A 25,566-nucleotide genomic window follows, 5' to 3' on the forward strand; every position below is an offset into this window, starting at 1 on the left:
TCTCCTGTTTTGTTGTTTTTCGTTTTTTTCACTAACCGTTTTATAATAGTTTAATTTGTCTGATCATAGAAACTATAGAATATCCATAATTGGTACTTGTAGCCCAACCTGCTCCTGTAGGATTTTCCTTCTGTCCAAGCCACTCAACATAAGGTGCTGAGCCCCTGGTAACCAAATGAAACCTTGGATCTACCTGTGCATTCACCAACGCTTCATTTGAAGCATATGCTTTCAAATGCTGAATTTGAGCTCTGATACCAGTTCTTACATCAGGAAATGAGGCACAGTTTCCTGACGAATTACCATCAAGTGCACCTATTCCCGCAAAATTAAACTGGTCAATCTGCACAATTCCTCCATATTGAAGCCATCCTGTTTCTTTCATTGCCTGTGCAAAAGCCACCTCCGCACGCACCCCTTCAGCATGTGCTTCTTCCAAATACAAGAGGCAGAACTGTTCCAGGGTAGATGCTCCTCCTACTCCAAGAGCCGCTGAAGGATATGCATGTCCGCTGGATTCGAAACACCTCATCATCTGATCAATGGTAACTGTAGTATCTCCCATAATAGTATAATATTGGGTAGCGCTAACCATCTGAGAAGCAGTTCCGACATTTTGTTGTATTCCGTTATTCGATACTACATATACATGTATCTTGTATAAGCCAGAATTATACTTATGATTTATTGGGTCTACAGATACTGTATATGTTCCATCTGACTGATGTTTTGTGCTATACCAACATATGTCACTCTGATCTTCCGAACACCATACCGGTACCAATACAGAAGAAACACCGGAGGCCGATTGCGGTTCAGGAACTACTACTGTAAAACTCCCTGTTGCATCATTATAATCTTTGATTGATATTTCAGAAGTCAAACTCGCTCCAGAAACTTCAAAAAACGCAGAACCAAGGCTCTTCATGACACCATTGGCCAATGTATAGTATACATCCACTTTATAGGCCCCGGGTGTTTTATGATTCCGAATATCTATCGCTGCCTCCCAGTTCCCATCTGCATTCTTGTGCCCTGTATACCATACCAGATCGTCCTGGCCGCCTTGTTCACTCCAGGTTGCAAACATAACATTCTTCACCACGCCAAGCAATCCCACATTAGTGGCCTGTACTTTGTATGTCATTTCTTCCCCTGTTGTATCCTCTGCGATGATTTCCATATCGGGCAATGACACATTTTGTGTCCCCGCTACTACGCCCTGTGTCAAACCATTTTTGGTCGTGACATAGACATGTACCTGATATGTACCTGTCGCAAAATTATGATTGGCTGTACTGATCTTTGCTTTATAACTTCCATCATTCTGCTTTTCCGCATCATACCACCTGATATCGCTCTGATCAGAAGCACACCATACTGGCACCTGCACCCTATCTACTCCAGATGGAGATACAATATCACTGACTACTACTTCAAAGGTCCCCTTTTCTTCATCATAATTCTCTATGCTGGTCGTCATACTTGGTGAAGATACTTCAAAAAACGTGGAGCCAAAGCCCTTCATGACTCCATTGGCCAATGTATAGTATACATCCACTTTATAGGCCCCGGCCGTTTTGTGATCCCGGATATCTATCGTTGTCTCCCAGTTCCCATCTGCATTCTTGTGCCCTGTATACCATACCAGATCGTCCTGGCCGCCTTGTTCACTCCAGGTTGCAAACATAACATTCCTCAGTACGCCAAGTAATCCTACATTAGTGGCCTGTACTTTGTATGTCATTTCTTCCCCTGTTGCATCCTCTGCGATGATTTCCATATCAGGCAATGACACATTTTGTGTCCCCGCTACCACGCCCTGTGTCAAACCATTTTTGGTCGTGACATAGACATATACCTGGTATGTACCTATCGCAAAATTATGATTTGCTATACTGATCTTTGCTTTATAACTTCCATCATTCTGCTTTTCCGCATCATACCACCTGATATCGCTCTGATCAGAAGCACACCATACCGGCACCTGCACCCTATCTACTCCAGATGGAGATACAATATCACTGACTACTACTTCAAAGGTTCCCTTTTCGTCATCATAGTTCTCTATGCTGGTCGCCATGCTTGGTGTAGATACTTCAAAAAATGTAGAACCAAGACCCTTCATGACTCCATTGGCCAATGTATAATATACATCCACTTCATAGGTTCCGGCCGTTTTGTGATTCTGGATATCTATCGTTGTCTCCCAGTTCCCATCTGCATTCTTGTGCCCTGTATACCATACCAGATCGTCCTGGCCACCTTTCTCACTCCAGGTTGCAAAAGAAACCCCCTGCACATTTCCAAGAAGCCCTATGTTTGACACTGTCAGAAGATACTGCATTTCTTTCTCATCAATATTTTCCGCTATAATTTGAGTGTCCGGAAGACCAACTTCCTGTATGCCTAAATTTTTACTAACACAAATACCGTTGCCCGCTGTTAGATATGCATGTATTTTATATGTCCCTATAGAATAATTATGATTTGCTATGCTTACTTTTGTTTTATAACTTCCGTCTTCCTGCTTATCTGCACTATACCATACCAAGTCACTCTGGTCATCTGCACACCATACCGGTATCTGTATATTGTCAACCCCAGACAAAGAGCTGATTGAATTGATTACAACTTCAAACGTTCCTTCCTCCTCAATATAATTCTGGATTACGCCATCAAAAGACGGTTTTGAAACTTCCATCGAAGTGCTTGCAATTCCAAGCTGCAATCCACTATCCAACGTTGCATATACATGTACATTATATGTTCCGCTTGCTTTAAACTCTTTAATATTAATGACCGCCTGCCAATTTCCGGAGGAAATCTGCGTTGCGTTCAACCACTTCAAATCACTCTGATCAGCTTTCGTCCATACTGGTACTTGTACAGTAGTAACCTCCGAAGGCATGTCTGCAAATTGAATATTAACTACGTATTCCGTTTCATTTTCATCAGGATTTATTACAATTGTACTACTTGTATCCTTCGAAACATAGAACGTCTCTTTTATCAAGGATTGCCCAGACGAATTAAACGCTTCTACATAAAATGTCCCACGGACTCCATTATAATCGGCAACATTAAAGTTTATGGTCTGCTTACCTGATGCCAAAGTATATTCTTTAGAGGCACCCGTCTCCTCATTCCAGATTCTGACACTTCCATTGCTTCCCAAACCAGACACGTCAATCTTTGCAGTTCCATCAAAGTCATTTTTATTTTCTATATCAATATTTGGTCCCTTGGTAAGTCCATACGCATTAGCTATCCCCGTAGCATCCGCAATACCCAGCTGACGCAGGAAGCTCTCCTGCGCAAGCTTTGCCGCATCACTCGGGTTAGAAATGAAAGCATGCTCCACAATAATCCCCGGGAATCCACAATACTTACTATAGCGGATTATCCCATACCAATCTTCTTTTGAACCATCTGGATAAGTATCGTATGTCGCAGTTCTTATCTGAATGCCTCTATTACCTAGTCCAAGAGCCACCAGCTGATTTTGAATCTGCTGCGCTAAATTCTGACCTTCCGCATGGATAGAACCATTGTAATTTGCGTTAGGATACCAAACCTCCGCTCCATTTGCGGCAGATGCTGTTGAAGAGTTAATATGTATACTTACAAGAACGTCTGCTCCTAAGTCTCTCGCTTTATAAACTCTCTCGTCAATGTCAAGATATGTGTCATCTGTTCTTGTCATATGAACCGTAACACCATTATATTGTTCCAGTTCAGCTTTACAATACTGTGCAATCTTTAAAGTCAGATTTTTCTCAACAAGCCCATTGGCCGATGCTCCACCGTCATATCCTCCATGTCCCGGATCCAATACAACAACAAGATTATCCGATTTGCTTGCAACTGCCGCGCGGCTGGCTCTGCTTTCTGTTGCAGTGCTAACCTGCTCCTCTGTCGCCTCAATTGCTTTCTCGATATCTGTCGTGGCCGCTTCAACTTCGCCTGTCTCCACATCAACAACTGACATTTCCAGTTCCTGATCTGTGACTTCCTCAGAGCTTTCTTCGAATGCCTCGCCATAGCCCGGATATTTTTCATCAACTCCAAACATAGACTCTATGCCTATGTCTGCAAAATGTATTGTCTGCTCTGTCCCATCCTGGGTATAGATAAAGTCTATCAACTCATAAACACCAGATGCTGTTTCATCAAAGCTGTAAGTGAAAAGGAATAATTCACCTTCCTTTTTAAAAAGCGACATCTCCAGAGTATTTCCATCGTCTTTTTGGGCAACAAGTCTGGCGTCACTTACATCCTCACTTCCATCGCCGTATGAAATGACAATATTCTGATCAGCCGGCGTTTCCAGATATGGATAGTCTACTCCCACATAATTGATCAGTCCCTGGGAAGCTGGAACAATATCATCCTCCGCGTCCTCTTCACTCAGTGCAAAAGAAGCATGCTCAGAATCCTCTTTTGTCGTCACCGTCTTTTCTTCTTCAGGAGCATTTTTCGTTTCATCACTAATTTCTACATTGCCATCACTTGAAACATTTTCATCTATTTCAGAATTCTGCCCCGCTTCTACTTCTACATTTGTGTCATTCTGTAAAGTTTCTCCTCCTGCACCCTCCGCTGCAAAAGCATTACCACTGAACAGTACACTGATAAGCATTGCTATAGAAAGCAGATAGGCAATTCTTCTTTTCCCTTTCTTCACTTTCTTTTCCTCCACTTCAATAACACGCGATTATTTACTTCTTCTCCAATATCAACTTCCGGGTAATAAAATTATATACCATCACAACTGCTGTAGCGCCAATCTTAGAAATCATATAGAAAATCCCCAATACATCGACACAGAACCACATCAACACCTGATTGATTCCAAGTCCTATTACACTCAGTATGATAAAAATTACAAACTCCTTAATCTTATTTCCCTCTTTTGTATCAAAAACAAAGGTAAGACTCAGTATATAATTCACGATCACAGAAACGGTAAAAGATATGCCGGAAGAAATAAGGTAGTTGATATTGACAATCTCTGTCAAGAATACCATGATACCGTAATCTATAAAAAAGCACAAAAATCCTACCAATCCAAATTTGATAATCTGTTCAAATAGCTTTTTCATTATTTACCACTCTTTTTCTGATAATGGCCCTGCGCAATCAGTTCCTTAATAGAATTTACTACGCTATCCTTATCCTCTTTGTATGTTACTCCGAACCACTTATCTTTAGATTGAAGTACTTTTACTGTGACTTTTTCGTTTTCAAGAAGATTCCCTATGATTGTGGGCAGCAAATATTCTGCTTTCAAGTCGCCGCTTTCGGCATCTTCCAAAAACTCTGAAAAGCCTTCCTCAAGGACATCAAAAAATTCAGGTATAAGCCCCCACATATTCATGGAGACTTCAGACTCTAAATCAATATCCTTCTCCACACCCTCCGTTACAACAGCAGCACCATCTTTTTTCTTTACGATATTGTGGGTTTCAACAATACTTGTAAGCATGCGGTCTTCATCCACATTACATATTCCCCTTGTAACTCCGCCATTTTCGCTCAATGTGTTCTTCAATTTGAATCCCACCATGCATACCGGCAGTTTTTCTGTTGCTTTGTTTTTGCCTGTTTCTACAAGATAGGAATAGGCTTCTCGATATGCTTCTTTTCCATAATAGTCATCTGCATTGATGACAAGAAAAGGCTCTTTCACCAAATCCTTACAGCACAAAATAGCCTGTCCGGTTCCCCAGGGCTTTTTACGCTCTTTAAACTTCATTTTATACTCTTCTGGTATATCATCGATTTCCTGGAATGCATATGCAACTTCTACTTGTTTCTCTATCCGATTCCCAATTACTTCTCTAAAATCTTTTTCAAGATCTTTGCGAATCACAAATACTACTTTATCAAAACCTGCTTCCAGAGCATCATAAATGGAATAGTCCATAATAATCTCTCCGTTCGGGCCTACTGGCTCCAGTTGTTTAATTCCACCGCCAAAGCGGCTTCCTATCCCCGCCGCCATAATAACCAATGTTGCTTTTCCCATTGCTATTATTCTCCTTTTTCTTTAGCTTGTTGTATTATAACTCAAGAGTCCTACTTTTTCAAGGCATGACATCCCTGGCTTACTATATCTACAATTTATAAAGTTACGTATTTGTCAAATCATTTGCTTTCTTCGCCGTAACCTCACCTTTCTGCTACAATAGCGACTTGGACACATCTATTGCAGCAAAAAGGTAAAGTTTTTGTATAACTCTCCATCTCCCCCCTGCATAGCGGGGTGGATTTTAGTCTCAAACAAATGCACGTTACACATTTATTTTCAACAGGCTAAAGCCTAATACATAGAAACAGACATGCAAAAGAATTTTCCAGTTCTTTGCATGTCTGTCCTGTCCTCATCTCTACCTTCTGGAAAAAATATCCTTACTCTCCCAGCCCGTCCTCAATCGCCTTCACCATGGCCGCCAGGGCCTCCTCCTCGTCAGAGCCCTCGCAGATGAGCTCGATCTCATCGCCTTTCTTGATGCAGGCGCCCAGGACACTGAGCACGCTCTTGGCGTTGGCTGTGGTGGTGTCATGCTGAAAGGTGACCTTGCAGTCAAACTGTACTGCCGTGTTGCAGAAGATGCCCGCCGGGCGAAGATGCAGCCCCGTCGGATTGTTGATGACCACCTTTTTACTTACCATAATACTTTAACCTCCTGATGATTCATTATCTGTATCTTCTTCGGCACTATTACTGTTGTTATCTGCCGCTGTCGTCCTCTGTTCCAGTGTGACCTTAACTGTCACGGATGTCTCCACCGAGCAGTCGGAGGCGTCCGATGGCAGTGTGATGGTCACAGGCACCTCGTACTCGCCCGCCTTTGTGCAGCTCTTCAGGTCAATGCTCACCGACAGGTCGCCAAGCTCCAGGCTGTCCAGCTGGGCCTGCGGGCCGCCAATGTGAACCTCCAGATCATCTCCGCTTCCATAGCCCGAGATGGTCAGGTCATCATCCAGATTATTGACAGTGATGGAGCCCACCGGGATGTCAAAGCTCTTCATGCCCTCCTTTGCCACCCGGGCGGTCACAAGGATATTGTTGCCATTCTCATCCACCAGCCTTGTTCCCTCCGGAAGATAGGGAGTAATATCCACGGTCTTCTCTGTTCTCTGGGAGATGGAGGTGATGTCGATGGCGTCCGCAGGTATGCGGATCTCCTTCAGGGCCTCAAGCACATCCTCCTCTCCAGCCAGCTGGATCTCCTCCGGCGTCCAGCTGACCTCGGAGATGATGTAGCCGTCCGCCGCCGTGACACCCGAAGTGTCTACCGTCACCGGAATGCGGGCTGTGTGGTAGAGAGTCACGTTGACCTTTACGCCCGTGGTTCCCAGGTTGTTGGCCAGCTGCTCCGCGCTGATCTCATTGTTGTCCGCATCGTAATAGGTCAGCGTGGCGTCAATGGAGGAATCGGACGAAAGGCCGGACACATTCACCTCCGCCACCACCTTGCTGATCTGATCAATAACGGACTCCGGTCCGTTGACTGTGACTCGCTCCGGGTCTGCCTGCACAGTGCCCAGCACATAGCCATCCCGCACAGTGCCCGTCGTGGTCACTGTAATAGGAAATGTATCGCTCTTATTCTGCTCGATCTTCACCTGCACATTTCTCGGGCTTGCGGTAGCAGACTCGAACTCATAGCCCGGAATCGTAATCTCTATGGGAATCTGAGATTCCAGATACAGCTCCCGCATGTCTGCGGTGGCCACAATGTTCTCCGCACTGATCTTCTCCAAAACAGACCTCGTGGCGGAGACGCTCACGCTGACGGTGTCTGTACCGTCCAGCACCTGATAGGATCTCTGATCCTGGGTCACCACCTCCGAGTGTTCAATGGTGACAGGGATATTCTCAAAGGTTTTGGAGCCCACAGGATCATCTATGTTCACCACAAGCAGCCACAGCATAAAAGCAAAGATAAACGCAAGGAGCTTCAGGCCAATATTATTTGTCAGACTTTTTTTCATGGATCAGCCTTCCTTTCCATTTTGCTAATATGCCGTGTGATTCGCTCCGCTTGTTCTGGATGTCCTCCAGATATTCCCTGAGCTTTTCCCTGGATATATTCCGGTCCAGCACTCCTCCCTGCGCTACGGATACATATCCTGTCTCCTCGGACACCACAATGACAAGGGCGTCGCTGACCTCGCTGAGGCCCACCGCAGCTCTGTGCCTCGTGCCCAACTCCTTGCTCAGTCCCATATTGTCAGACAGAGGGAGATAGCAGGTGGCGGAGACGATCCGGTCGTTCCGGATGATGATAGCACCGTCATGGAGGGGTGTGTTGTGTTCAAATATATTGATAAGCACCTGGCTGGACACGATACAGTCCAGCTGGATGCCTGTGCTTTCGTACTCAGTCAGCTTGATGGCCTGCTCCACAACGATGAGGGCACCGGTCTTTGCCTTCCCCATAATATAGGAAGCATCGATAATGCCATCGATGGTCTCCTCGCTGAAGCGACCCTTATCCCTTGAGCTGTCAAAGGGCATCACGGCGCTGATATATTTTCTCTCTCCCAACTTCTCCAGAGCGCGCCGCAGCTCCGGCTGGAAGACCACGATCAGAGCCGTGGCAAGAACCGTCAGAGAGTTTCTGGCGATCCACAGTATGGTGTGCATCTGGAAAAGAAACGCCACAAAAATGAACACACCAAGGACAAGGATGCCCTTGAGCAGCATCCAGGCCTTCGTGTTCTTGATCCATATCATGATCTGGTATACCAGAAATGCGATGATCAGTATCTCGACGATATCTGTCAGATGCATTTCCGGAAAATAGGCATTTCGTATATATCTCTCAAAGAATTGCGTAATTCTCGCTTCCATGCGTTCACTTCCCGTCTTTAATCATTCCGCTCCTCTTCGTCCAAATGGAGCTCCTTCTGGAGGCTTCTTGTGAGAAGGAGCTGATCCATATTGCCGGTGATCTGGCTCTCCTTTTTACGGGGAGAGCGGGGCTTGCCGGCAGCTTTTCTCTTCCCGGGCTTCTTCTCCCCCTCTTTTCTGGCCTCTCCGTCCTCCGCGCTCTTTCTGCGGATCTCGTCGGTATTGATGATCTCCGTCTCCTGGTTCTCTGTCCGCCTGTTGATGCGCTTCACTGTCTTCTCCGGAGCAGCCACAACGATCTTCGGCACTGCCTTCACGTAGTAATAATATTCATCATCCTCATACTGGACACTCTCTGTCCGTGAATAGTCCACAGCAAAGAACAGAAGCTCCAGGATCAGCCCTACGATCACAGCAGCCACATTCCCCAGGATCAGCTCCGGATAGGAAATCTTCACATCCAGCGCCGCGCTGCCCGCTGCCATGATGACGATGCTGACAACAGCCCCCGCCGCGGACGCACTCTTCCAGGCGTGGCTGATAGCCATCCTGCGCACCTGGTACACCAGGAACAGGACGATGACAAAGGCGATGATCGTGATGATCATCTCTTTATTCTGGAACACCTGCTGCAGGTAGGTCATGAGCTGGCTGATCATGGCCGTTGCCCCGCCGCTCTCCAGAGCGGACGCGGATGTCTTCACATAATCGATCATATAGTACACAATGGTTCCGCAGATGATAGCCACCACACTGGAGGGAGCGCCCACCAGCCCGAAGGCCACGGGAATCACGTAGGGGATGTGGAACAGGAAGGCCAGCGGCGTCAGAAGGATGACCAGCGCTGTCTTAGGGCTGAACCGCACGTAGAACACAAACATGATCACAAACACCGCCGCCGTCACAGCCATAATGCCCAGGGACACTGCCGCCATCTGCACAAGGATCAGGACTGCCGCCGCCAGCACGGTGACGATCATCGGGAGAAAGGCACAGATGACCGCCAGTCCCAGCGTGATCAGGGGATTAGACAGAAGGCTCATGAAGCCGAGATCGTGATTGATCATATAGAACGCGGCCAGGGCCAGGATAAACTGGACTCCCTTGTCTATGAATTTTGAATACTTTGCGTACACCTGCTGGAGCTGGCCTTTTATGACATATAAATTATCCATCGTTATTTATTCTCCTTTTCGTACATTTTCATCAACTGTAGTAAGCCGTGGTTATATCTCTTCATCCTCATTCTCGCATCTCTGTGTTTTCTGTTGGCGATCCTGCTGGTGATGATAAATGTAATGATCAGGAGGGCCAGATAACCAAGGATGATCACCGCCACCAGCATGAAGATCAGAGCCAGCGTCAGCTTCTCCATCCAGCCGTTCATGCCCCAGGCAAGGATCAGGAGCATGGCGCACACATACCCGACCGTGGTCCAGATAAATGTGGCGATCATCTTCATACTCACGTAATCTTTTTTATAATAAGCGCTGATCTTCATGTCCTCCCTGCCCTCATTCTGCTCATAGAGGGCCAGTCTGGTCATCAGCCTGACTTTTCGTTTATCTAACATAAAGCACCTCGAAGTGTATAGTTTCTGGTTTTAATCATTATTTTCAGTATAACAAATATCAGTACCCTTGTCCAATACTTATAGTTAAAAAGTAAACTTTTTCAGCCCCCGCCTTTTTCAGCGTCCGGGCGGCGCTGTCCAGGGTACTCCCGGTGGTATATATGTCATCTACAAGGAGCACTCTCCGGCCCGCCAGAGTCCCCCCTGTCCAGGAAAAGATTCCCCGCACATTTTCCCGCCTGGCGGCGGGGTCCAGGCTCTTCTGCGGAATTGTGTCCCGCCTCCTCACCAGGTGGACGCTGTCCAGGGGGATCCGCAGCCTCCCGGAAAGCCTCTCTGCCAGGATTTCCGCCTGGTTAAAGCCCCGCATCCGCCTCTTCCTTCTTCCCAGGGGAATGGGGATGATGAGGGAAATGTGTTTTTTTCTCACATAGCCTCCATAGGCCCGGGCCATCTCGGAGGCATAGAACCCGGCGTAAATGCGGCGGTTGTGGAATTTAAACTGATAGACGGACCAGGCCGCCCCTCCCCGGTGGAGCCACAGCGCCCGTCCCTCATCAAAGTAGTGGCGGGTGCGGCTGCAGTCGTGGCAGTACTCCGCCTGCTCGCTGCTGATGGGCTTCCCGCACTTTTTGCAGATGGGCTCCCTTATAGGGCGGACGGCCTCCCTGCAGTCCGGGCACACCCGCTCCTTCGTCACCCTGCCGCACAGGGGACAGGTGTTGGGGTACAGAAGGCGCAGCAGGGCCTCCGCTGCCCTTTTCGCCGATTTTCCAGTGTCCTGTCTTATCTGCGTCTTTCTGCTGATTTTCAGCTTTCTTTTCATTTATATGCTGTCTTGGCAAAACTCCCGTATTCTCTCATCCAGACTTGTGTTCCTGTCCTGCTGGCTGTCGTTCTCTATCATACTCTGAAAGACAGTCTCGCTCCCCACAATGGTCACGCATTTTCTCGCCCTCGTCACTGCCGTGTACAGCAGGTTCCTGTTGTACAGCTGCCTGGGGCCGGGGAGAAGAGGGATGACCGCCGCAGGGTACTCGCTTCCCTGGGATTTATGTATGGTGATGGCGTAGGCCAGCTCCAGCTCGTCCAGCAGCTGGAAGGGATAGGTGACAACTCTGTGCTCATCGTACTCCACAGACAGAGTCTCCTCGTAGGTGTTTATGGCCTTCACGATCCCCATGTCTCCGTTGAAGATGCCCACTCCCTTGTCGACAGTCATGCCATATTTTGTGGAAATCTCCCATTCGAGCTGGTAATTGTTCCGGATCTGCATGACCTTGTCCCCCACCCGGAATTTCTTTTCCCCGTACTCCTTCTCCGCCTTGGACGGATCCGGAGGATTCAGGTACTCCTGCAGGATCCGGTTCAGCCGCTCCACACCCAGCAGTCCCTTTCGCATGGGGGTGAGCACCTGGATGTCGTAGGTGGTGGCCCCCACGTATTTGGGGAGCTTTTTCTGGATCAGAGTGAGGGTTACGCTGATGATGGTGTTGGCGTCCTGGCGCTTGAGGAAAAAGAAATCCCGGCTCTTGTTGTCCAGCACTACCGGCTCTCCCCGGTTGATCCTGTGGGCATTTACCACGATATCGCTCTCCCCCGCCTGCCGGAAGATGCGGGTCAGCTCCACCACAGCAAAGGCCCGCGAGGCGATCATGTCCTTCAGCACGCTGCCCGGCCCGACGGATGGGAGCTGGTTCACGTCCCCCACCAGGATCAGCCTGGTACCCGGGCAAATGGCGCAAAGGAGAGCGTGCATGAGGGGCAGATCCACCATGGACATCTCGTCAATGATGATGACGTCCGCCTCCAGAGGATTTTCCATATTTCTCTGGAAGCCGGTGCCGGCCCCCTCTTCCTCCGGATTCCCGTTCACCTCCAGCAGCCGGTGGATGGTCTGAGCCTCCCAGCCGGTGGCCTCTGTCATCCTCTTGGCCGCCCGCCCTGTGGGAGCCGCCAGCCGGATGTCCAGCTGCTCGCTGTCAAAATACCGGATCATGGCGTTGATGGTGGTGGTCTTTCCTGTTCCCGGTCCTCCGGTGAGGATCATAACGCCTCTTCCCACTGCCTCCTCCACCGCCTGGCGCTGCCTCTCGTCCAGGGGCATGTCCATGTGCTTCTGAGTGGCAGCCAGCCTTCTTCGCACATCGTCTCTGTCCACCTTTGCGGCAATGTTCAGGTCGTGGAGCATTTTCGCCGTATTCAGCTCCATGTAATAGTAGTTGGACGCGTAGACCCTTTTTCCGTCCTCTCCCTCCTTGAGGACCACCTTTCTCTCCATGGCAAGGTCCATGAGATATTTTTCAATGTGCCGTATCTCCACTCCCAGCAGATTCCCTGTCCTTCGAAGAAGCGACTCCTCCAGAAGATAAATATGCCCCTCTCCCACACTCTGGATGAGGGTGTAGAAAATGCCGCTCCGTACCCGGTAGTCGGAGTCGGCTTGAATGCCGATCCTCCGGGCAATCTCGTCCGCTGTCTTAAATCCCACTCCGCTGATGTCATCCGCCATCTGGTAGGGATTTTCCTCCATAACCTGGTACATCCTGTTCCCGTAGTAGTCGTAGATCTTTGCAGCCAGGGTAGTGCTGATGCCATATTTCTGCAGGTAAATCATAGCCCGCCGCACATCCTTCTTCTCCTCGATCTGCTCCGCGATCTCCCGGGCCTTCCGTTCGCTGATCCCCTTGATCTCCGCCAGCCTCTCCGGCTCCTCCTCGATGATGCGGAAGGTGTCCTCCTTAAACCGGCGGACAATGCGCCCTGCCAGGGCTGCTCCCAGGCCCTTGATAGCTCCCGAGCCCAGATATCGCTCTATGGAGACAAGATCCTCCGGCTCGCATACTTCCGATGTCTGGACCTGGAGCTGCACGCCGTAGAGGGAGTGGGTCACGTACTCCCCTGTCAGCTTTAGCAGCTCTCCCTCGCTGATATAGTGAAAGGTTCCTACACAGGTCAGCTCCCCGTCCTCATTATTCAGATTAAACACTGTGTAGCCGTTGTCTTCATTGCGAAATACAATGTGCTCCACATAGCCTTTTACTTCTTCCATGTAAGATCTATCCTCTTTGCAATGTAAAATTGCCGCCGGAAATCATTCCGACGGCAGACTGTCTCTAAATTTCTTTCCGGCTGCTCATGAACTCCACAAACTGTCCCGTTCCGATGGCAACCACCTTCATAGGATCCTCGGCTGTCATTGTGTTGATACCTGTCCGCTCCTCAATGAGCTCCTCCAGGCCACGCAACATGGCGCCGCCGCCGGTGAGCACGATTCCACGATCCAGGATATCCGCGGAAAGCTCCGGAGGTGTCCTCTCCAGAACGCCGATCACAGCCTCCACGATCTGGCTGGTGGTCTCCCTGAGCGCCTCCTCCGTCTCGGAGGATGTGACTGTGACTGTCTTCGGAAGTCCGGTCACAAGGTTGCGCCCCCGCACCTCCATGGACTCCTCCTCCACAAGGGGGTAGGTGGTGCCGATCTTGATCTTGATGTCCTCCGCTGTCCTCTCTCCGATAAGCAGATTGTGCTTCTTTCTCATATAGCGGACAATGGCCTCGTCAAAGTCATCTCCCGCGATCTTGATGGACGTGTTAACCACTGTCCCTCCAAGGGAGATCACCGCTATATCCGATGTACCGCCGCCGATATCCACGATCATATTCCCGCAGGGCTTGGAGATGTCAATGCCTGCTCCGATAGCCGCCGCCACAGGCTCCTCGATGAGCAGCACCTCCCTGGCGCCGGCCGCGTAGGTGGCCTCCTCCACGGCCTTCCTCTCCACCTCCGTCACACCGCTTGGAACGCAGATGCTGATCCTCGGCTTCTTGAAGGTGCGCCGGCCCATGGCCTTCTGCACGAAATATTTGATCATCTTCTCTGTCACTGTATAGTCAGAAATGACACCCTGGCGCAGAGGGCGCACGGCCACAATATTCCCAGGGGTCCTTCCCAGCATGAGCCTCGCCTCCTCGCCGATGGCCTTGATGGCGTTGGTGTCCCGGTCAAAGGCCACCACAGAGGGCTCCTTTAAAATGACGCCCTTCCCTTTGATGTACACAAGGACGCTTGCTGTACCCAAATCAATTCCGATATCTACTGACATGCGCAATGTCTCCTTTCACATGAGCTGTTTATGTCATTTATATAATTTGTCATCTTTCGTCAGATTTACCGTATTTTCGCGGATTACACATGCTCCTGCATGCACATAACATTATAATAAACTTTCCTGAAAATGGAAAGTATTTTTTCTTAAAACTTTCTTATGCCCTTCCTATGGCTCCGCCTGTGGCGCCGCCGTGACAGGCCGCCTGGGCGGGGCCGGCTATTTTTTCAGCATCATGTCAATGTATTTTCCTGTGTAGGAGGCAGGGTTTGCCGCGACCTCCTCCGGCGTCCCGCAGGCCACCACCGTGCCGCCCCGGTCTCCCCCCTCAGGGCCGATGTCAATGATGTAGTCCGCGGTCTTGATCACGTCCAGATTGTGCTCAATGACAAGAACCGTGTTCCCGTCGGAGGCAAGTCTGCGCAGGATCTCTGTCAGCTTGTGCACATCGGCAAAATGAAGCCCTGTGGTTGGCTCGTCCAGGATGTAAATGGTCTTCCCTGTACTCCTCTTGCTCAGCTCCGTGGCCAGCTTGATCCGCTGGGCCTCCCCGCCGGAGAGGGTGGTGGAGGGCTGTCCCAGCCGGATGTAGGACAGTCCCACATCATAGAGAGTCTCCATCTTCCTGCGGATGCTGGGCACCGGCTCAAAGAACTCCAGCGCCTCCTCCACTGTCATGTTCAGCACATCGTAGATATTCTTTCCCTTGTAGCGGACCTCCAGAGTCTCCCGGTTGTACCGCTTCCCGCCGCAGACCTCGCAGGGCACATACACATCCGGCAGGAAATGCATCTCAATCTTTATAATTCCGTCTCCGCTGCATGCCTCGCACCGGCCGCCCTTCACGTTGAAGCTGAACCGTCCCTTCTTGTAGCCTCTGGCCTTGGCGTCCGGGGTGGCCGCAAAGAGATCCCGGATCAGGTCAAACACGCCTGTATAGGTGGCAGGATTGGATCTGGGCGTGCGCCCGATAGGAGACTGGTCGATATCGATCACCTTGTCCAGCTGCTCCATCCCCAGGATATCCCTGTGCTTTCCCGGAATCGTCCTGGCCCGGTTCAGCTCTCTTGCCAGCCGCTTGTACACGATCTCATTGACAAGGGAGCTCTTGCCGGAGCCGGACACACCGGTAACGCAGGTCATGACTCCAAGAGGGATGTCCACATCTATATTTTTCAGGTTGTTCTCCTGCGCTCCCACTACCTTGATCCATCCGGTAGGCTTCTTTCTCTCCGCGGGAACCGGAATTTTCATTCTACCACTTAAATATGCACCGGTAATGGAGTTTTTATTCTTCATAATCTCCTTTGCCGTGCCTTGAGCCACCACTTCTCCTCCATGCTCCCCCGCGCCGGGGCCGATGTCCACGATGTAGTCCGCCTCCAGCATGGTGTCCTCGTCGTGCTCCACCACAATGACGGAATTTCCCAGATCCCGCAGATGCTTCAGGGTGGCCAGCAGCTTGTCATTGTCTCTCTGGTGGAGGCCGATGCTGGGCTCGTCCAGGATGTAGGCCACGCCCACCAGCCCGGAGCCGATCTGAGTGGCCAGGCGGATTCTCTGGGCCTCCCCACCGGAGAGGGAGCCGGTGGCTCTTGCCAGAGTCAGGTAGTCCAGTCCCACGTCCATGAGGAACTGGATCCTTGCCCGGATTTCCTTCAAAATCTGCCCGCCGATCAGCGTCTGCTGGTGTGTCAGCTCCAGGTTTTGCAGGAATTCTTGCAGCTTTTCCACAGAGAGGGCCGTGATCTGGGCTATATTCATATCTCCCACTGTCACCGCCAGGGAGGACTTCTTCAGCCTCTGTCCCCCGCACTCGTGACAGGGGGTGATGCGCATAAAGGTCTCATACTCCGCTTTGGTCGTCTCAGAGCCAGTCTCCCGGTATCTGCGCTCCACACTCTTGATCAGCCCCTCAAAGGCCACATCGTAAATTCCCTCTCCTCTCTGGCCGCGATAGTGCACCTTCACCTCTTTGCCGCCTGTCCCGTAAATCAGGATGTCGTGGATTTTCTTCGGATAGTCCTTAAAGGGCGTGCTCAGGGAAAATTTGTACTCCTTAGCCAGCGCCTCCAGGATGGCCCTTGTGTAGCTTCCCTTGTCCGTGCAGGACTGCCATCCCAGCACCACAATAGCTCCCTCGTCGATGCTCAGAGATTTGTCGGGAATCATCAGATCCTCGTCAAACTCCATCTTGTAGCCCAGTCCGTAGCACTCCGGGCAGGCCCCAAAGGGGTTGTTGAAAGAAAAGCTCCTGGGCTCGATCTCGTCAATGCTGATACCGCAGTCAGGGCAGGCAAAGCTCTGGCTGAAATTCATGGGCTCCCCGCCGATCACATCCACCAAGAGAAGTCCCTCCGCCAGGTGGAGCACACTCTCCACAGAGTCTGTCAGGCGCTGCTCGATGCCCGGCTTTACCACAAGACGGTCCACAATGATCTCAATATTGTGTTTGATGTTCTTGTCCAGCGTGATCTCCTCTGAGAGCTCGTACATATTCCCGTCCACCCGGACGCGCACGTAGCCACTCCTCTTTGCCCGCTCAAACATCTTGGCGTGGGTTCCCTTGCGCCCCCGCACCACCGGGGCCAGGAGCTGGATCTTCGTCCGCTCCGGGAGTGCCATGATCTGATCCACCATCTGGTCCACTGTCTGCTTCCGGATCTCCCGGCCGCATCTGGGGCAGTGGGGAATTCCAATCCTGGCGTAGAGGAGACGGAAATAATCGTAGATCTCCGTCACCGTACCCACCGTGGACCTGGGGTTCCGGTTAGTGGATTTCTGGTCAATGGAGATGGCCGGGGGAAGTCCCTCGATGCTCTCCACGTTGGGCTTTTCCATCTGTCCCAGGAACTGCCTCGCGTAGGAGGACAGAGACTCCATATACCTTCTCTGCCCCTCCGCGTAGATGGTGTCAAAGGCCAGGGATGATTTTCCCGAGCCGGACAGGCCAGTCAGGACCACCAGCTCGTCTCTGGGGATGTCCAGGTCTATATTTTTCAGATTGTGCTCATTGGCCCCTCTGATCTTAATGTATTTTGTGCCGCTTTTTGCTGCCATATTTCTTTGTCTCCTTATCTTATGCTCTGCCGACAGGGCGCATTTTATGCATGCTTTTAATCCGCGTCTATATCCTGCAGCTGCTTTTTCAGCTCTGTCATCTTGTCACGCAGCTCTGCCGCGGCCTCGAAGTTCAGGTCTGCCGCCGCTCTGCGCATCTGCTTTTCCAGCTCTTTGATCAGCTTTTCCAGCTCTTTCCTGCTCATGGACTCGGGATCCTTCTCCATCCGCATCTCCTCCGCAGCCACCTTCTTCGAAATGCTGATCAGATCCCGGACGGACTTTTTGATCGTGGTGGGCGTAATACCGTGCTCTTCATTGTAGGCCATCTGGATTTCCCTCCTTCTCTGGGTCTCGTCCATAGCCTGCCGCATGGAGTCTGTGATGGTGTCCGCATACATGATGACATGGCCCTCCGCATTTCTAGCCGCCCGCCCGATGGTCTGTATCAGGGACGTCTCAGACCGGAGGAAGCCCTCCTTGTCCGCATCCAGGATGGCCACCAGGGTGATCTCCGGTATATCCAGGCCCTCACGCAACAGGTTGATGCCCACCAGCACGTCAAAGACGTCCAGACGCATATCCCGGACGATCTCCGTCCTCTCCAGCGTGTCGATGTCCGAGTGGAGATACCGCACCCGTATACCCAGCTCCTTCATGTAGTCTGTCAGATCCTCCGCCATCCGCTTGGTCAGGGTGGTGATCAGAATCTTGTTCTTCTTCTCAATCTCTTTTTTGACCTCAGCCACCAGGTCGTCAATCTGGCCCTCCACAGGGCGCACTTCCACCTCCGGATCCAGAAGGCCGGTAGGCCGGATCACCTGCTCCGCCCGCAGGAGCTCATGCTCCGCCTCGTAGTCTCCCGGCGTGGCTGACACAAACATGATCTGGTCGATCCGCTCCTCAAATTCCTGGAAGCTTAGGGGCCTGTTGTCCAGCGCCGAGGGCAGGCGGAAGCCGTAGTCCACCAGAGTCCTCTTCCTGGACTGGTCCCCGTGGTACATGGCCCCGATCTGGGGAATCGTCTTGTGGGACTCGTCAATGATGATGAGGAAATCATCCTTAAAGAAGTCCATCAGCGTGTAGGGCGGCTGCCCCGGCGCAAGCCCGGACAGATGCCTTGAGTAGTTCTCAATGCCGGAGCAGAAGCCTGTCTCCTTGAGCATCTCTATGTCAAAGTTGGTCCTCTCAGCGATGCGCTGCGCCTCCAGCAGCTTGTCCTCGCTCTTGAAATACTGGACCCGCTCTTCCAGCTCCTTTTCAATGGCGTCCGCAGCCCGCCGGATCTGCTCCGCCGGCACCACGTAGTGGGAGGCAGGGAAGATAGCCACATGCTCCAGCTCTCCCTTGATCTCCCCTGTGAGCACATCAATCTGGGTGATCCTGTCGATCTCATCTCCGAAAAACTCCACCCGCACGGCCGTCTCAGCTTCGTTGGCCGGGATGATCTCCAGCACATCACCCCGCACCCGGAAGGTGCCTCTCTTGAAGTCGATCTCATTTCTCTCATATTGGATATCGATGAGCTGCCGCAGCACCTCGTCCCTGTCCTTCTCCATGCCCGGCCGCAGGGAGACCATCATCTTCTCAAAGTTCTGGGGCTCGCCCAAACCGTAGATGCAGGACACGCTGGCCACCACGATGACATCTCTTCTCTCCACCAGGGAGGCCGTGGCCGACAGCCGCAGCTTGTCGATCTCCTCGTTGATGGAGGAGTCCTTGGCGATGTAGGTGTCCGAAGAGGGGACGTAGGCCTCGGGCTGGTAGTAGTCGTAGTAGGAGACAAAATACTCCACTGCGTTATCAGGGAACATCTCCTTGAATTCTCCGTACAACTGAGCGGCCAGTGTTTTATTGTGGGCGATGACCAGCGTCGGCTTGTTCAATGCCTGGATTACGTTGGCCATGGTGAAAGTCTTCCCGGAACCCGTAACCCCCAGTAAAGTCTGGCATTGATTGCCTTCCCGGAACCCTTTTACAAGCGCCTCGATCGCCTGCGGCTGGTCGCCGGTAGGCTGATACGGGGCCTTTAAAACGAATTTATCCATAGCGAAATCTCTCCTTTGTGACTTTTGATACGTTCAATATCAGCCACCCTCAAAAAAATCATTCGTAACGAAAATGTCAAAATAATAGCCTTATAGGACACCATTACGAATCCAGAAAGGCAAAAGTCACAAAACGCTTTTTTGAGGACTAAATAGCACAAGATAACATGCACGGGCAGAGCACCTCGAAAAACCTCCGGCCTTTTTCTGCCCTTTTCGCACATTATAGCAAAGATAACGATAAAAGTATATAGGATGAAGATTAAAAAAAGTACAAATGTTCGAGTGTACATCTGTACTTTTTATCATTCCTTCCTTATATTGTTGTCATGCCGCTATTAAATATTCCTCGGCCGCCTCGTCTATTTCCTTCAGATCGGAGTAATCGTAGTATTTCTCTTCCCGGCTTTCCGGAAGGACTTCTTCCATAAATGGTTCAATCGCATATAAGCAATCTTCAATGATCTCTGCAGTATCCCCATAAACGTCTGCCGATATAATCTCTTTTGAATGTCCTAACATATGCGAGATTCCTTTGATATTAAAGTCATGCTTCAAAAGAATGGTCGTATATGTATTTCTTAGCTGATGGAAATGGATATCCGGAAGGCCCAGTGAAGCAAGCAGCTCTTTAAAATATTTGTGGTGATAGCTTTTACTTCTCGGATTTCCATAAGTGGAACAACAGATGTAATCCCAGTCACGGAACTCTTTGCTCCGCCGTCTGCGGTTCTTCTCGTAAATCCGGCGCTGTTCCAGAATTGCCTCAAACACATAATCCGGGATCGGTATCTCTCTGATACTGGACGGAGTTTTAGGCTTGATCTCCTGTTTTGTCAGCATTTTAGGCGGCACATCCTCTGCTTTGGAATTTGGCTTTTTCCCTAACTGCCGCTGTATTTTCAACGTGCGGTTGATATAGTCCACATCACTGTATTTCAGTCCGTTGATCTCTCCACGCCGCAGGCCCATCAGAACTGCAAATAAGATCTGCATATGGATCGGCGTCGCTTTGCTCGCCTCTACCAACTGAAATACCTGCGGGAGCGTCAGAGTCTTGCTTACATCTATCTTTAATTCACGGTATGGTTTTTTCTTTATCTTCTTTGGCAGCGGAACACCCTCCGCAGGATTTACCGCTATTACATTCTTCGACTTCGCATAATCCAGTGCAGTATTCATAACGGTTTTCGCCAGCCGTGCAATAGACTCGTATTTCTCCGCAATCGAATTATACAGCTTTCTGATATATCCCTGGTTCAGCGTTGCCATATACATTTTTCCCAGTTGCGGATTCACGTAGTTGTAAACCACATTTTTATAGCCATTGTAGCTGTTATCCGCTATCCGGGGACGCATAATCTCTTCCAGCCAGAACTCCATGAAGTCCGCAACTTTAATCTTTCCATATACAATGTAAGTTCCTGCATGAAGCTGCCCGATGATCTCATCTCTCTGTGCATTTGCCTCCCGCTTGCTGCAGAACCCGGCGTGCTGCTGGGTAGTATCGGAACCATCTGCAAATTTCAGCAGGACACGGAACCCGTAGCCTTTCTTTATGGTCGTAACAGAATACACTTTAAATTCCACATATTTTTTAAAGTCGAATTTCTTCATCGGTTATCCCTCCGTCCCTGTCCGCTCCGGAACAAACGTATCATTCATAAATGCGATGATCTTATCTTTCTCATCCATGACCTCACAGTAGTATTCGTAGGTGGTATGAATGGAATTATGACCTAACAATCCGGAGATCTTTACCAACGGAACGCCCCTCTCGATCAAAATGGTCGCAAACATATGGCGCAGCCCGTGGACAGTGATAACGGGAAGTCCGTTTCTCTCGCAGAGTTTTGTCAGCGCCTGATTCATGGAGCTTAACCCTCTCGGCTTTCCGTCCTCCCGGCTGCTGACATACCCATGATCTTCATAATTTCCGGCGTACCATTCTTTCTTCATCTCTACATAATGGAGCCTGCGCTCCACTTCTTTCATGATCGCCTTTGGAACTTTCAGTATCCGAAAACTGTTCTCTGTTTTAGGATCACGCTCGACAACCGTATATTCTTCAATTTCAAATCCTTCTTTTACTTTAGGGTTTGCCACTAACTGACGGCTGATCCTGACGGTATGTTTTTCAAAGTCAAAATCACTGAATTTCAATCCAAGGATTTCTCCTTTTCTCAGGCCGCAGAACAATCCCATTAGAATTTCCAGATACCATGGATTCTTACTGGCCGCCTGCAGGAACACTTTCAGCTTCGCTTTACTGAATATTCTGATCTTAGGCTTTGTCCTCGGATAAGGCTTTGTCTCCGGAACCGGATTATAATTGATAAATCCGTCAAACAGAGCGTCTTTGAATGCCAGACTCAGCAGTTCTCTTCCTTTATTACCTGCCGAAGAACAAATTTTTGACACCTGCTCCAGTAGCTGATCCAGATATTCCACCGTAACAAATTTCAACTTTATGTCTGTCTCCATACTGGGCAGGATCAATTCATACAGTGTATACGATCCCAACATTCTTGTCGTTGTCTCAATCCGCAGAGAATAAATATGTTCAAACCAATACTGAAGATATTCTCCAAACATAACTTCTTTGCTCTTTAAAAACGCAACTTGAAATTCTCTCTGTTTTTCCCGGTAACGCTCCTCATATTCCCAGTAGCTTTTCTCTGCCTCTTCCGGAGTCTTAAAACCACCCTTTTTGCTGTATTTGGTGGTCAGATCATCCATCAGTTCTTTCGTCCTGTGATACCAGGAATTTCCTTCAAAAAAGACAACCCTTTTTTCTTCCTGTACTTCTTTCTTTTCCGCTTCTGTCAACTGATTGTTCTGATTCATTGATTTCACACCTTGCTTTTCCTATTCCCCATATAACCATCTGTCAAACAGGGCACAGGGAATTCTATATAATTTCCCAATCTTGATGACACGGAACGGTTCCTGCTTTTGAAAAACCTCATCCAGAAATTCGTAGGTTTTTGATCTCCCCAGTCCAAGCAGTTTCTGGATGTCCTCCGCTTCATATACTTTTTTTGATATATCAATAGAATCTGTCATGACCACACCTCCCTTTTATCGCTGATCAAGTGATAAAAGGACTGTACGCCTATAAAATAACGCACAGCCCTCTTACCGTCCAATGTGCGATTTTCTTCAATCGCATACTTGACAAACTGATTTTTCCTGTTCTCAATAATATTTCTTCCTTATTAGATAATCGTACCCCTGCCGCACATTACAGAACATGCACGTTTCCTTTATTGTCTGGTCCCAATCCGCCCGGATGATAAAATGTTCCTTTGAATTGTAAAATGGTTTTGCACACACCGGGCATAAACACATCAGAACCGGCTTGTCCAGTTTTTTGATCTCCATGCTGGTACGCAGCGCTTTCTCTATCTTATTCATCTGATCCCGGTTTAATCTGCCAACATAATCATCCAGGCGCCCTTTATCCACTGTCCGGATCTGCTCCAACAGCACAAAGGACTCTTTTTCCAGACCTCTAATCCCGTTTATTGGTACATGTGTCGGCAGTTTTGTCTTTGGCTGGCTCGTAATAGCCGCAACAATAACCGTTGGACTATGCTGATTTCCCCGGTTGTTCTGGATGATCAGCACGGGGCGGTATCCGCCCTGCTCACTCCCGAAAACAGGATTCAGATCTGCGTGATAAATCTCTCCACGCCGCACTTCTTGTTCTTCCACAATCATATCTCCTTCCGCTATACGCCTTAAAACTTTCTCTGTCCGTAAGACGTTCTCCCGCTCATTGGAAACAATCACTTAGAACGGATATGTATCAGCCGGACGCAAAGCATTTCTCTGTATCCGGCTACCATAAATGCCTGTTTCAGCCTATTTGTCCTCGACGCCCCGGCTGTTATCGCATATATTTCATGCAGGGAAATCATCAAGCGTCTGATTGCGAATCAGCTCCACGGGCCTATGCCCCTCTGAGGTTCTCCCAAAGCTGCCCTCACTTGTTGCGACATCCTCGGAGCTGATTCCGCTATGCTCGCCTCGCCGCAAGCGGCAAGACTCTATCGCTGCATAGCTCCTCGTCTTCCCCGAAAAGATTCCTTCTTTCCGGGGGCCCCTTATATGCTCGACTTTATGACCGGACAGGAGTATCATGATACCTGTTGCCTGTTATCGCCTTATCAGTAGCAATCTGACAGTTATAGCCGGGTATTTTCCGCTCCCCGGACAAATAAAACAGCCGCAAACCGATTCTTCTATATATGTGGGATTTCGCTGCCTTTACCCGTCCGGATCATGGCGTACCCTCTAACGTGGCTTACGCTCATCACGATAGCAACAGGAACGTACTTGATGAATGGGTATGAACTTTTCAAGGTTCCTGCCCGCTCTTCCCTTACGAAAAAACAGGCGAAAGATTAACTCTTCCACCTGTTTCCTCAGTCATGGGCGATTTTTCTACCCATTATTCTAAAAGTTTTTTCAGTTTTTTCTCTGCTGTTGTCACAGACTTTGCTATGGCCTGGAAAGAACAGTTTTCCATCTCTGCAATCTGCTCATAAGTCAGTCCGACAAAGTAGTAAAGGACTAACCGGCGTTTCTGAATTGCAGGCAGCATGGATATGGCAGTATAAAGTTCTTCCAGCGCAATCTTCCGGATTGCCTCATGCTCTGCAGATTCTCCCGCCTGTCTGGAGCGCCTGTGTAAAGTGATATCATAGATCTCTGACTGTTCGATATGCCGGTCAACGATATTGAGATGTCTCAGATCATCCAATTCAAATCTGTCAAACGCCTCATACAGTTCTCTGCTGATTTCCATGCAATGCTCTTTCCTCTGTCCATCTGCAAACTCTATGTAATATTTCCCATCTGCTTCAAATATACTATAAGGATTATATTTGTCCTTTCTTCTTTTTGGGTGGTTGCCCTTCATTTTCTTTCCTCCGATCTGAAATTTTTTTGAAAGTTCAGATCGAAGCGGCGGCCCCCGCTCCCGGTAAAAAAGAAAAAAGTTCTTTAAATCATTATAAAAAAGGCGTACCTGTTTTCTTCCAGATACACCCTCTCGCAGATTTATGTAATCATTTGTAAAAAATGGTAAGATTAAGCAGAACTTTGTCGAATAAAAAAACGCCGCAACTCTTATAGGAATTACGGCGAACTGATAAGAAAATAATTTATTTTTTGATTGGTATGTATTCTGCCCTACTCTTATGCAGCCCTTCCCCTTTCCAAAAGAGGAAGGAATACGACATATCTATACATTATTCTCCTCTTATTTTGACAATAGGAGAAGTGTACTGTAGAAAAACGATGGTTTAACTACGATATGCCTATATTTCTGTTAAAAAAATCGCAAATTATGACAACAAAAAACAGCCTGACCGTCAAGATTAGACTGTTTCTTATTCTACTTAGCCTCGAAGCAGTATCCTACTTCACGCACACACCGGATCTCAAATTTCCGATCCGGGCAGGCTTTGTATAGTTTTTCTCTTAATTTGCATACATGGGAACCAATCGTGTTGTTCTCTATATCCTGCACATAATTGCCCCATACATTTTGATATATTTGTTCGTATGTAAGAACCCGGCCTTCGTTGGCAGCAAAATAATATAATAGGTTAAATTCTTTTGTAGTTAAAGATACTTCCCGTTTCCCGCAATATACCTTTCTTTGATCCGGAAGTATTTCAAGATTGGGAAAAGAGACTGTCGGTGTGTAGTCTACCTCATATTTTTGGAAATCTGGATATTTACGAAATACTTCCATTATTTTATCAAAAAGATGTGTTTCACTGTCCTTAAATTCTGCAATAATCAATCGTCCTATAACAACTGCATTCTGCGGAGCCTAGCGGACTCCGATGCGTTTCAGAGCGGACGCTGTGCGGAGCATAACGGACGCCCTGAAAC

General features: G+C 49.0%; 19 protein-coding genes. All 19 read right to left on the reverse strand.

Annotation, left to right across the window (positions count from 1 at the left end; all coding sequences use genetic code 11):
• Positions 1 to 40: 40 nt before the first annotated feature.
• The 19 genes from FGQ86_RS01170 to FGQ86_RS01260 all read right to left on the reverse strand — a co-directional run bounded on the left by FGQ86_RS01170 (position 41) and on the right by FGQ86_RS01260 (position 25,474).
• Complete coding sequence (locus FGQ86_RS01170; protein WP_138302752.1) at positions 41 to 4,687, reverse strand: GBS Bsp-like repeat-containing protein; 4,647 nt, start codon at positions 4,685 to 4,687, stop codon at positions 41 to 43.
• 34 nt (positions 4,688 to 4,721) lie between these two features.
• The gene (locus FGQ86_RS01175; protein ID WP_033126824.1) at positions 4,722 to 5,105 is read right to left on the reverse strand and encodes a GtrA family protein; all 384 of its coding nucleotides are present in this window, start codon (positions 5,103 to 5,105) and stop codon (positions 4,722 to 4,724) included.
• Positions 5,105 to 6,031: a sugar phosphate nucleotidyltransferase gene (locus FGQ86_RS01180; protein WP_033126823.1), complete on the reverse strand. Its 927-nt coding sequence runs from the start codon at positions 6,029 to 6,031 to the stop codon at positions 5,105 to 5,107. Before FGQ86_RS01180 ends, FGQ86_RS01175 begins: the two co-directional genes overlap by 1 nt.
• A gap of 383 nt (positions 6,032 to 6,414) precedes the next feature.
• A complete protein-coding gene (locus tag FGQ86_RS01185) occupies positions 6,415 to 6,678 on the reverse strand; it encodes an HPr family phosphocarrier protein (protein WP_033126822.1) in 264 nt (87 codons plus the stop codon).
• A 6-nt stretch (positions 6,679 to 6,684) separates the two neighbouring features.
• Entirely contained in the window at positions 6,685 to 8,004 is a 1,320-nt protein-coding gene (locus FGQ86_RS01190; RefSeq protein WP_138302753.1) for a CdaR family protein, read from the reverse strand.
• Positions 7,982 to 8,866 (reverse strand): diadenylate cyclase CdaA, encoded by an 885-nt coding sequence (gene cdaA, locus FGQ86_RS01195; protein ID WP_033126820.1) that lies wholly within the window; start codon positions 8,864 to 8,866, stop codon positions 7,982 to 7,984. The genes FGQ86_RS01190 and cdaA overlap by 23 nt, the downstream gene beginning before the upstream one ends.
• Before the next feature lie 17 nt (positions 8,867 to 8,883).
• Positions 8,884 to 10,041, reverse strand: a complete 1,158-nt coding sequence (locus FGQ86_RS01200) for a hypothetical protein (protein WP_033126819.1) — start codon at positions 10,039 to 10,041, stop codon at positions 8,884 to 8,886.
• Between the two features lie 2 nt (positions 10,042 to 10,043).
• Positions 10,044 to 10,439, reverse strand: a complete 396-nt coding sequence (locus FGQ86_RS01205; protein WP_033126818.1) for a hypothetical protein — start codon at positions 10,437 to 10,439, stop codon at positions 10,044 to 10,046.
• A 58-nt stretch (positions 10,440 to 10,497) separates the two neighbouring features.
• Positions 10,498 to 11,265, reverse strand: coding sequence for a ComF family protein (locus tag FGQ86_RS01210; RefSeq protein ID WP_033126817.1), 768 nt, complete (start codon positions 11,263 to 11,265; stop codon positions 10,498 to 10,500).
• Positions 11,266 to 13,491: an ATP-dependent RecD-like DNA helicase gene (locus FGQ86_RS01215; RefSeq protein ID WP_033126816.1), complete on the reverse strand. Its 2,226-nt coding sequence runs from the start codon at positions 13,489 to 13,491 to the stop codon at positions 11,266 to 11,268.
• Between the two features lie 64 nt (positions 13,492 to 13,555).
• Positions 13,556 to 14,545 carry a rod shape-determining protein gene (locus FGQ86_RS01220; protein WP_033126815.1) on the reverse strand — a complete coding sequence of 330 codons (990 nt, stop codon included), beginning with the start codon at positions 14,543 to 14,545 and terminating at the stop codon, positions 13,556 to 13,558.
• Positions 14,546 to 14,767: 222 nt separating this feature from the next.
• Positions 14,768 to 17,608, reverse strand: a complete 2,841-nt coding sequence (gene uvrA, locus FGQ86_RS01225; RefSeq protein ID WP_033126814.1) for an excinuclease ABC subunit UvrA — start codon at positions 17,606 to 17,608, stop codon at positions 14,768 to 14,770.
• Positions 17,609 to 17,664: 56 nt separating this feature from the next.
• A complete protein-coding gene (uvrB, locus tag FGQ86_RS01230) occupies positions 17,665 to 19,656 on the reverse strand; it encodes an excinuclease ABC subunit UvrB (RefSeq protein ID WP_138302754.1) in 1,992 nt (663 codons plus the stop codon).
• Positions 19,657 to 19,983: 327 nt separating this feature from the next.
• Positions 19,984 to 21,273, reverse strand: coding sequence for a site-specific integrase (locus FGQ86_RS01235; protein WP_072525275.1), 1,290 nt, complete (start codon positions 21,271 to 21,273; stop codon positions 19,984 to 19,986).
• 3 nt (positions 21,274 to 21,276) lie between these two features.
• A complete protein-coding gene (locus FGQ86_RS01240) occupies positions 21,277 to 22,503 on the reverse strand; it encodes a site-specific integrase (protein ID WP_138302755.1) in 1,227 nt (408 codons plus the stop codon).
• Positions 22,504 to 22,524: 21 nt separating this feature from the next.
• A complete protein-coding gene (locus FGQ86_RS01245) occupies positions 22,525 to 22,722 on the reverse strand; it encodes a helix-turn-helix domain-containing protein (RefSeq protein WP_171031482.1) in 198 nt (65 codons plus the stop codon).
• Positions 22,723 to 22,854: 132 nt separating this feature from the next.
• A complete protein-coding gene (locus tag FGQ86_RS01250) occupies positions 22,855 to 23,373 on the reverse strand; it encodes a type II toxin-antitoxin system PemK/MazF family toxin (RefSeq protein ID WP_347562461.1) in 519 nt (172 codons plus the stop codon).
• Between the two features lie 739 nt (positions 23,374 to 24,112).
• Positions 24,113 to 24,583 carry a sigma factor-like helix-turn-helix DNA-binding protein gene (locus FGQ86_RS01255; RefSeq protein WP_138302757.1) on the reverse strand — a complete coding sequence of 157 codons (471 nt, stop codon included), beginning with the start codon at positions 24,581 to 24,583 and terminating at the stop codon, positions 24,113 to 24,115.
• A gap of 477 nt (positions 24,584 to 25,060) precedes the next feature.
• Positions 25,061 to 25,474: a response regulator transcription factor gene (locus tag FGQ86_RS01260; protein WP_243127116.1), complete on the reverse strand. Its 414-nt coding sequence runs from the start codon at positions 25,472 to 25,474 to the stop codon at positions 25,061 to 25,063.
• Between the last annotated feature and the right edge of the window lie 92 nt (positions 25,475 to 25,566).

The sequence above is a fragment of the Clostridium sp. BSD2780061688st1 H5 genome (assembly GCF_005845155.1).
Classification (GTDB): Bacteria; Bacillota; Clostridia; order Lachnospirales; family Lachnospiraceae; genus Claveliimonas; species Claveliimonas intestinigallinarum.

Excerpts from the sequence above, each read along its gene's own strand:
- FGQ86_RS01175 (WP_033126824.1), bottom strand. The coding sequence starts at position 5,105 with ATGAAAAAGCTATTTGAACAGATTATCAAATTTGGATTGGTAGGATTT.
- FGQ86_RS01180 (WP_033126823.1), bottom strand. The coding sequence starts at position 6,031 with ATGGGAAAAGCAACATTGGTTATTATGGCGGCGGGGATAGGAAGCCGC.
- FGQ86_RS01185 (WP_033126822.1), bottom strand. The coding sequence starts at position 6,678 with ATGGTAAGTAAAAAGGTGGTCATCAACAATCCGACGGGGCTGCATCTT.
- FGQ86_RS01190 (WP_138302753.1), bottom strand. The coding sequence starts at position 8,004 with ATGAAAAAAAGTCTGACAAATAATATTGGCCTGAAGCTCCTTGCGTTT.
- cdaA (WP_033126820.1), bottom strand. The coding sequence starts at position 8,866 with ATGGAAGCGAGAATTACGCAATTCTTTGAGAGATATATACGAAATGCC.
- FGQ86_RS01200 (WP_033126819.1), bottom strand. The coding sequence starts at position 10,041 with ATGGATAATTTATATGTCATAAAAGGCCAGCTCCAGCAGGTGTACGCA.
- FGQ86_RS01205 (WP_033126818.1), bottom strand. The coding sequence starts at position 10,439 with ATGTTAGATAAACGAAAAGTCAGGCTGATGACCAGACTGGCCCTCTAT.
- FGQ86_RS01210 (WP_033126817.1), bottom strand. The coding sequence starts at position 11,265 with ATGAAAAGAAAGCTGAAAATCAGCAGAAAGACGCAGATAAGACAGGAC.
- FGQ86_RS01215 (WP_033126816.1), bottom strand. The coding sequence starts at position 13,491 with ATGGAAGAAGTAAAAGGCTATGTGGAGCACATTGTATTTCGCAATGAA.
- FGQ86_RS01220 (WP_033126815.1), bottom strand. The coding sequence starts at position 14,545 with ATGTCAGTAGATATCGGAATTGATTTGGGTACAGCAAGCGTCCTTGTG.
- uvrA (WP_033126814.1), bottom strand. The coding sequence starts at position 17,608 with ATGGCAGCAAAAAGCGGCACAAAATACATTAAGATCAGAGGGGCCAAT.
- uvrB (WP_138302754.1), bottom strand. The coding sequence starts at position 19,656 with ATGGATAAATTCGTTTTAAAGGCCCCGTATCAGCCTACCGGCGACCAG.
- FGQ86_RS01235 (WP_072525275.1), bottom strand. The coding sequence starts at position 21,273 with ATGAAGAAATTCGACTTTAAAAAATATGTGGAATTTAAAGTGTATTCT.
- FGQ86_RS01240 (WP_138302755.1), bottom strand. The coding sequence starts at position 22,503 with ATGAATCAGAACAATCAGTTGACAGAAGCGGAAAAGAAAGAAGTACAG.
- FGQ86_RS01245 (WP_171031482.1), bottom strand. The coding sequence starts at position 22,722 with ATGACAGATTCTATTGATATATCAAAAAAAGTATATGAAGCGGAGGAC.
- FGQ86_RS01255 (WP_138302757.1), bottom strand. The coding sequence starts at position 24,583 with ATGAAGGGCAACCACCCAAAAAGAAGAAAGGACAAATATAATCCTTAT.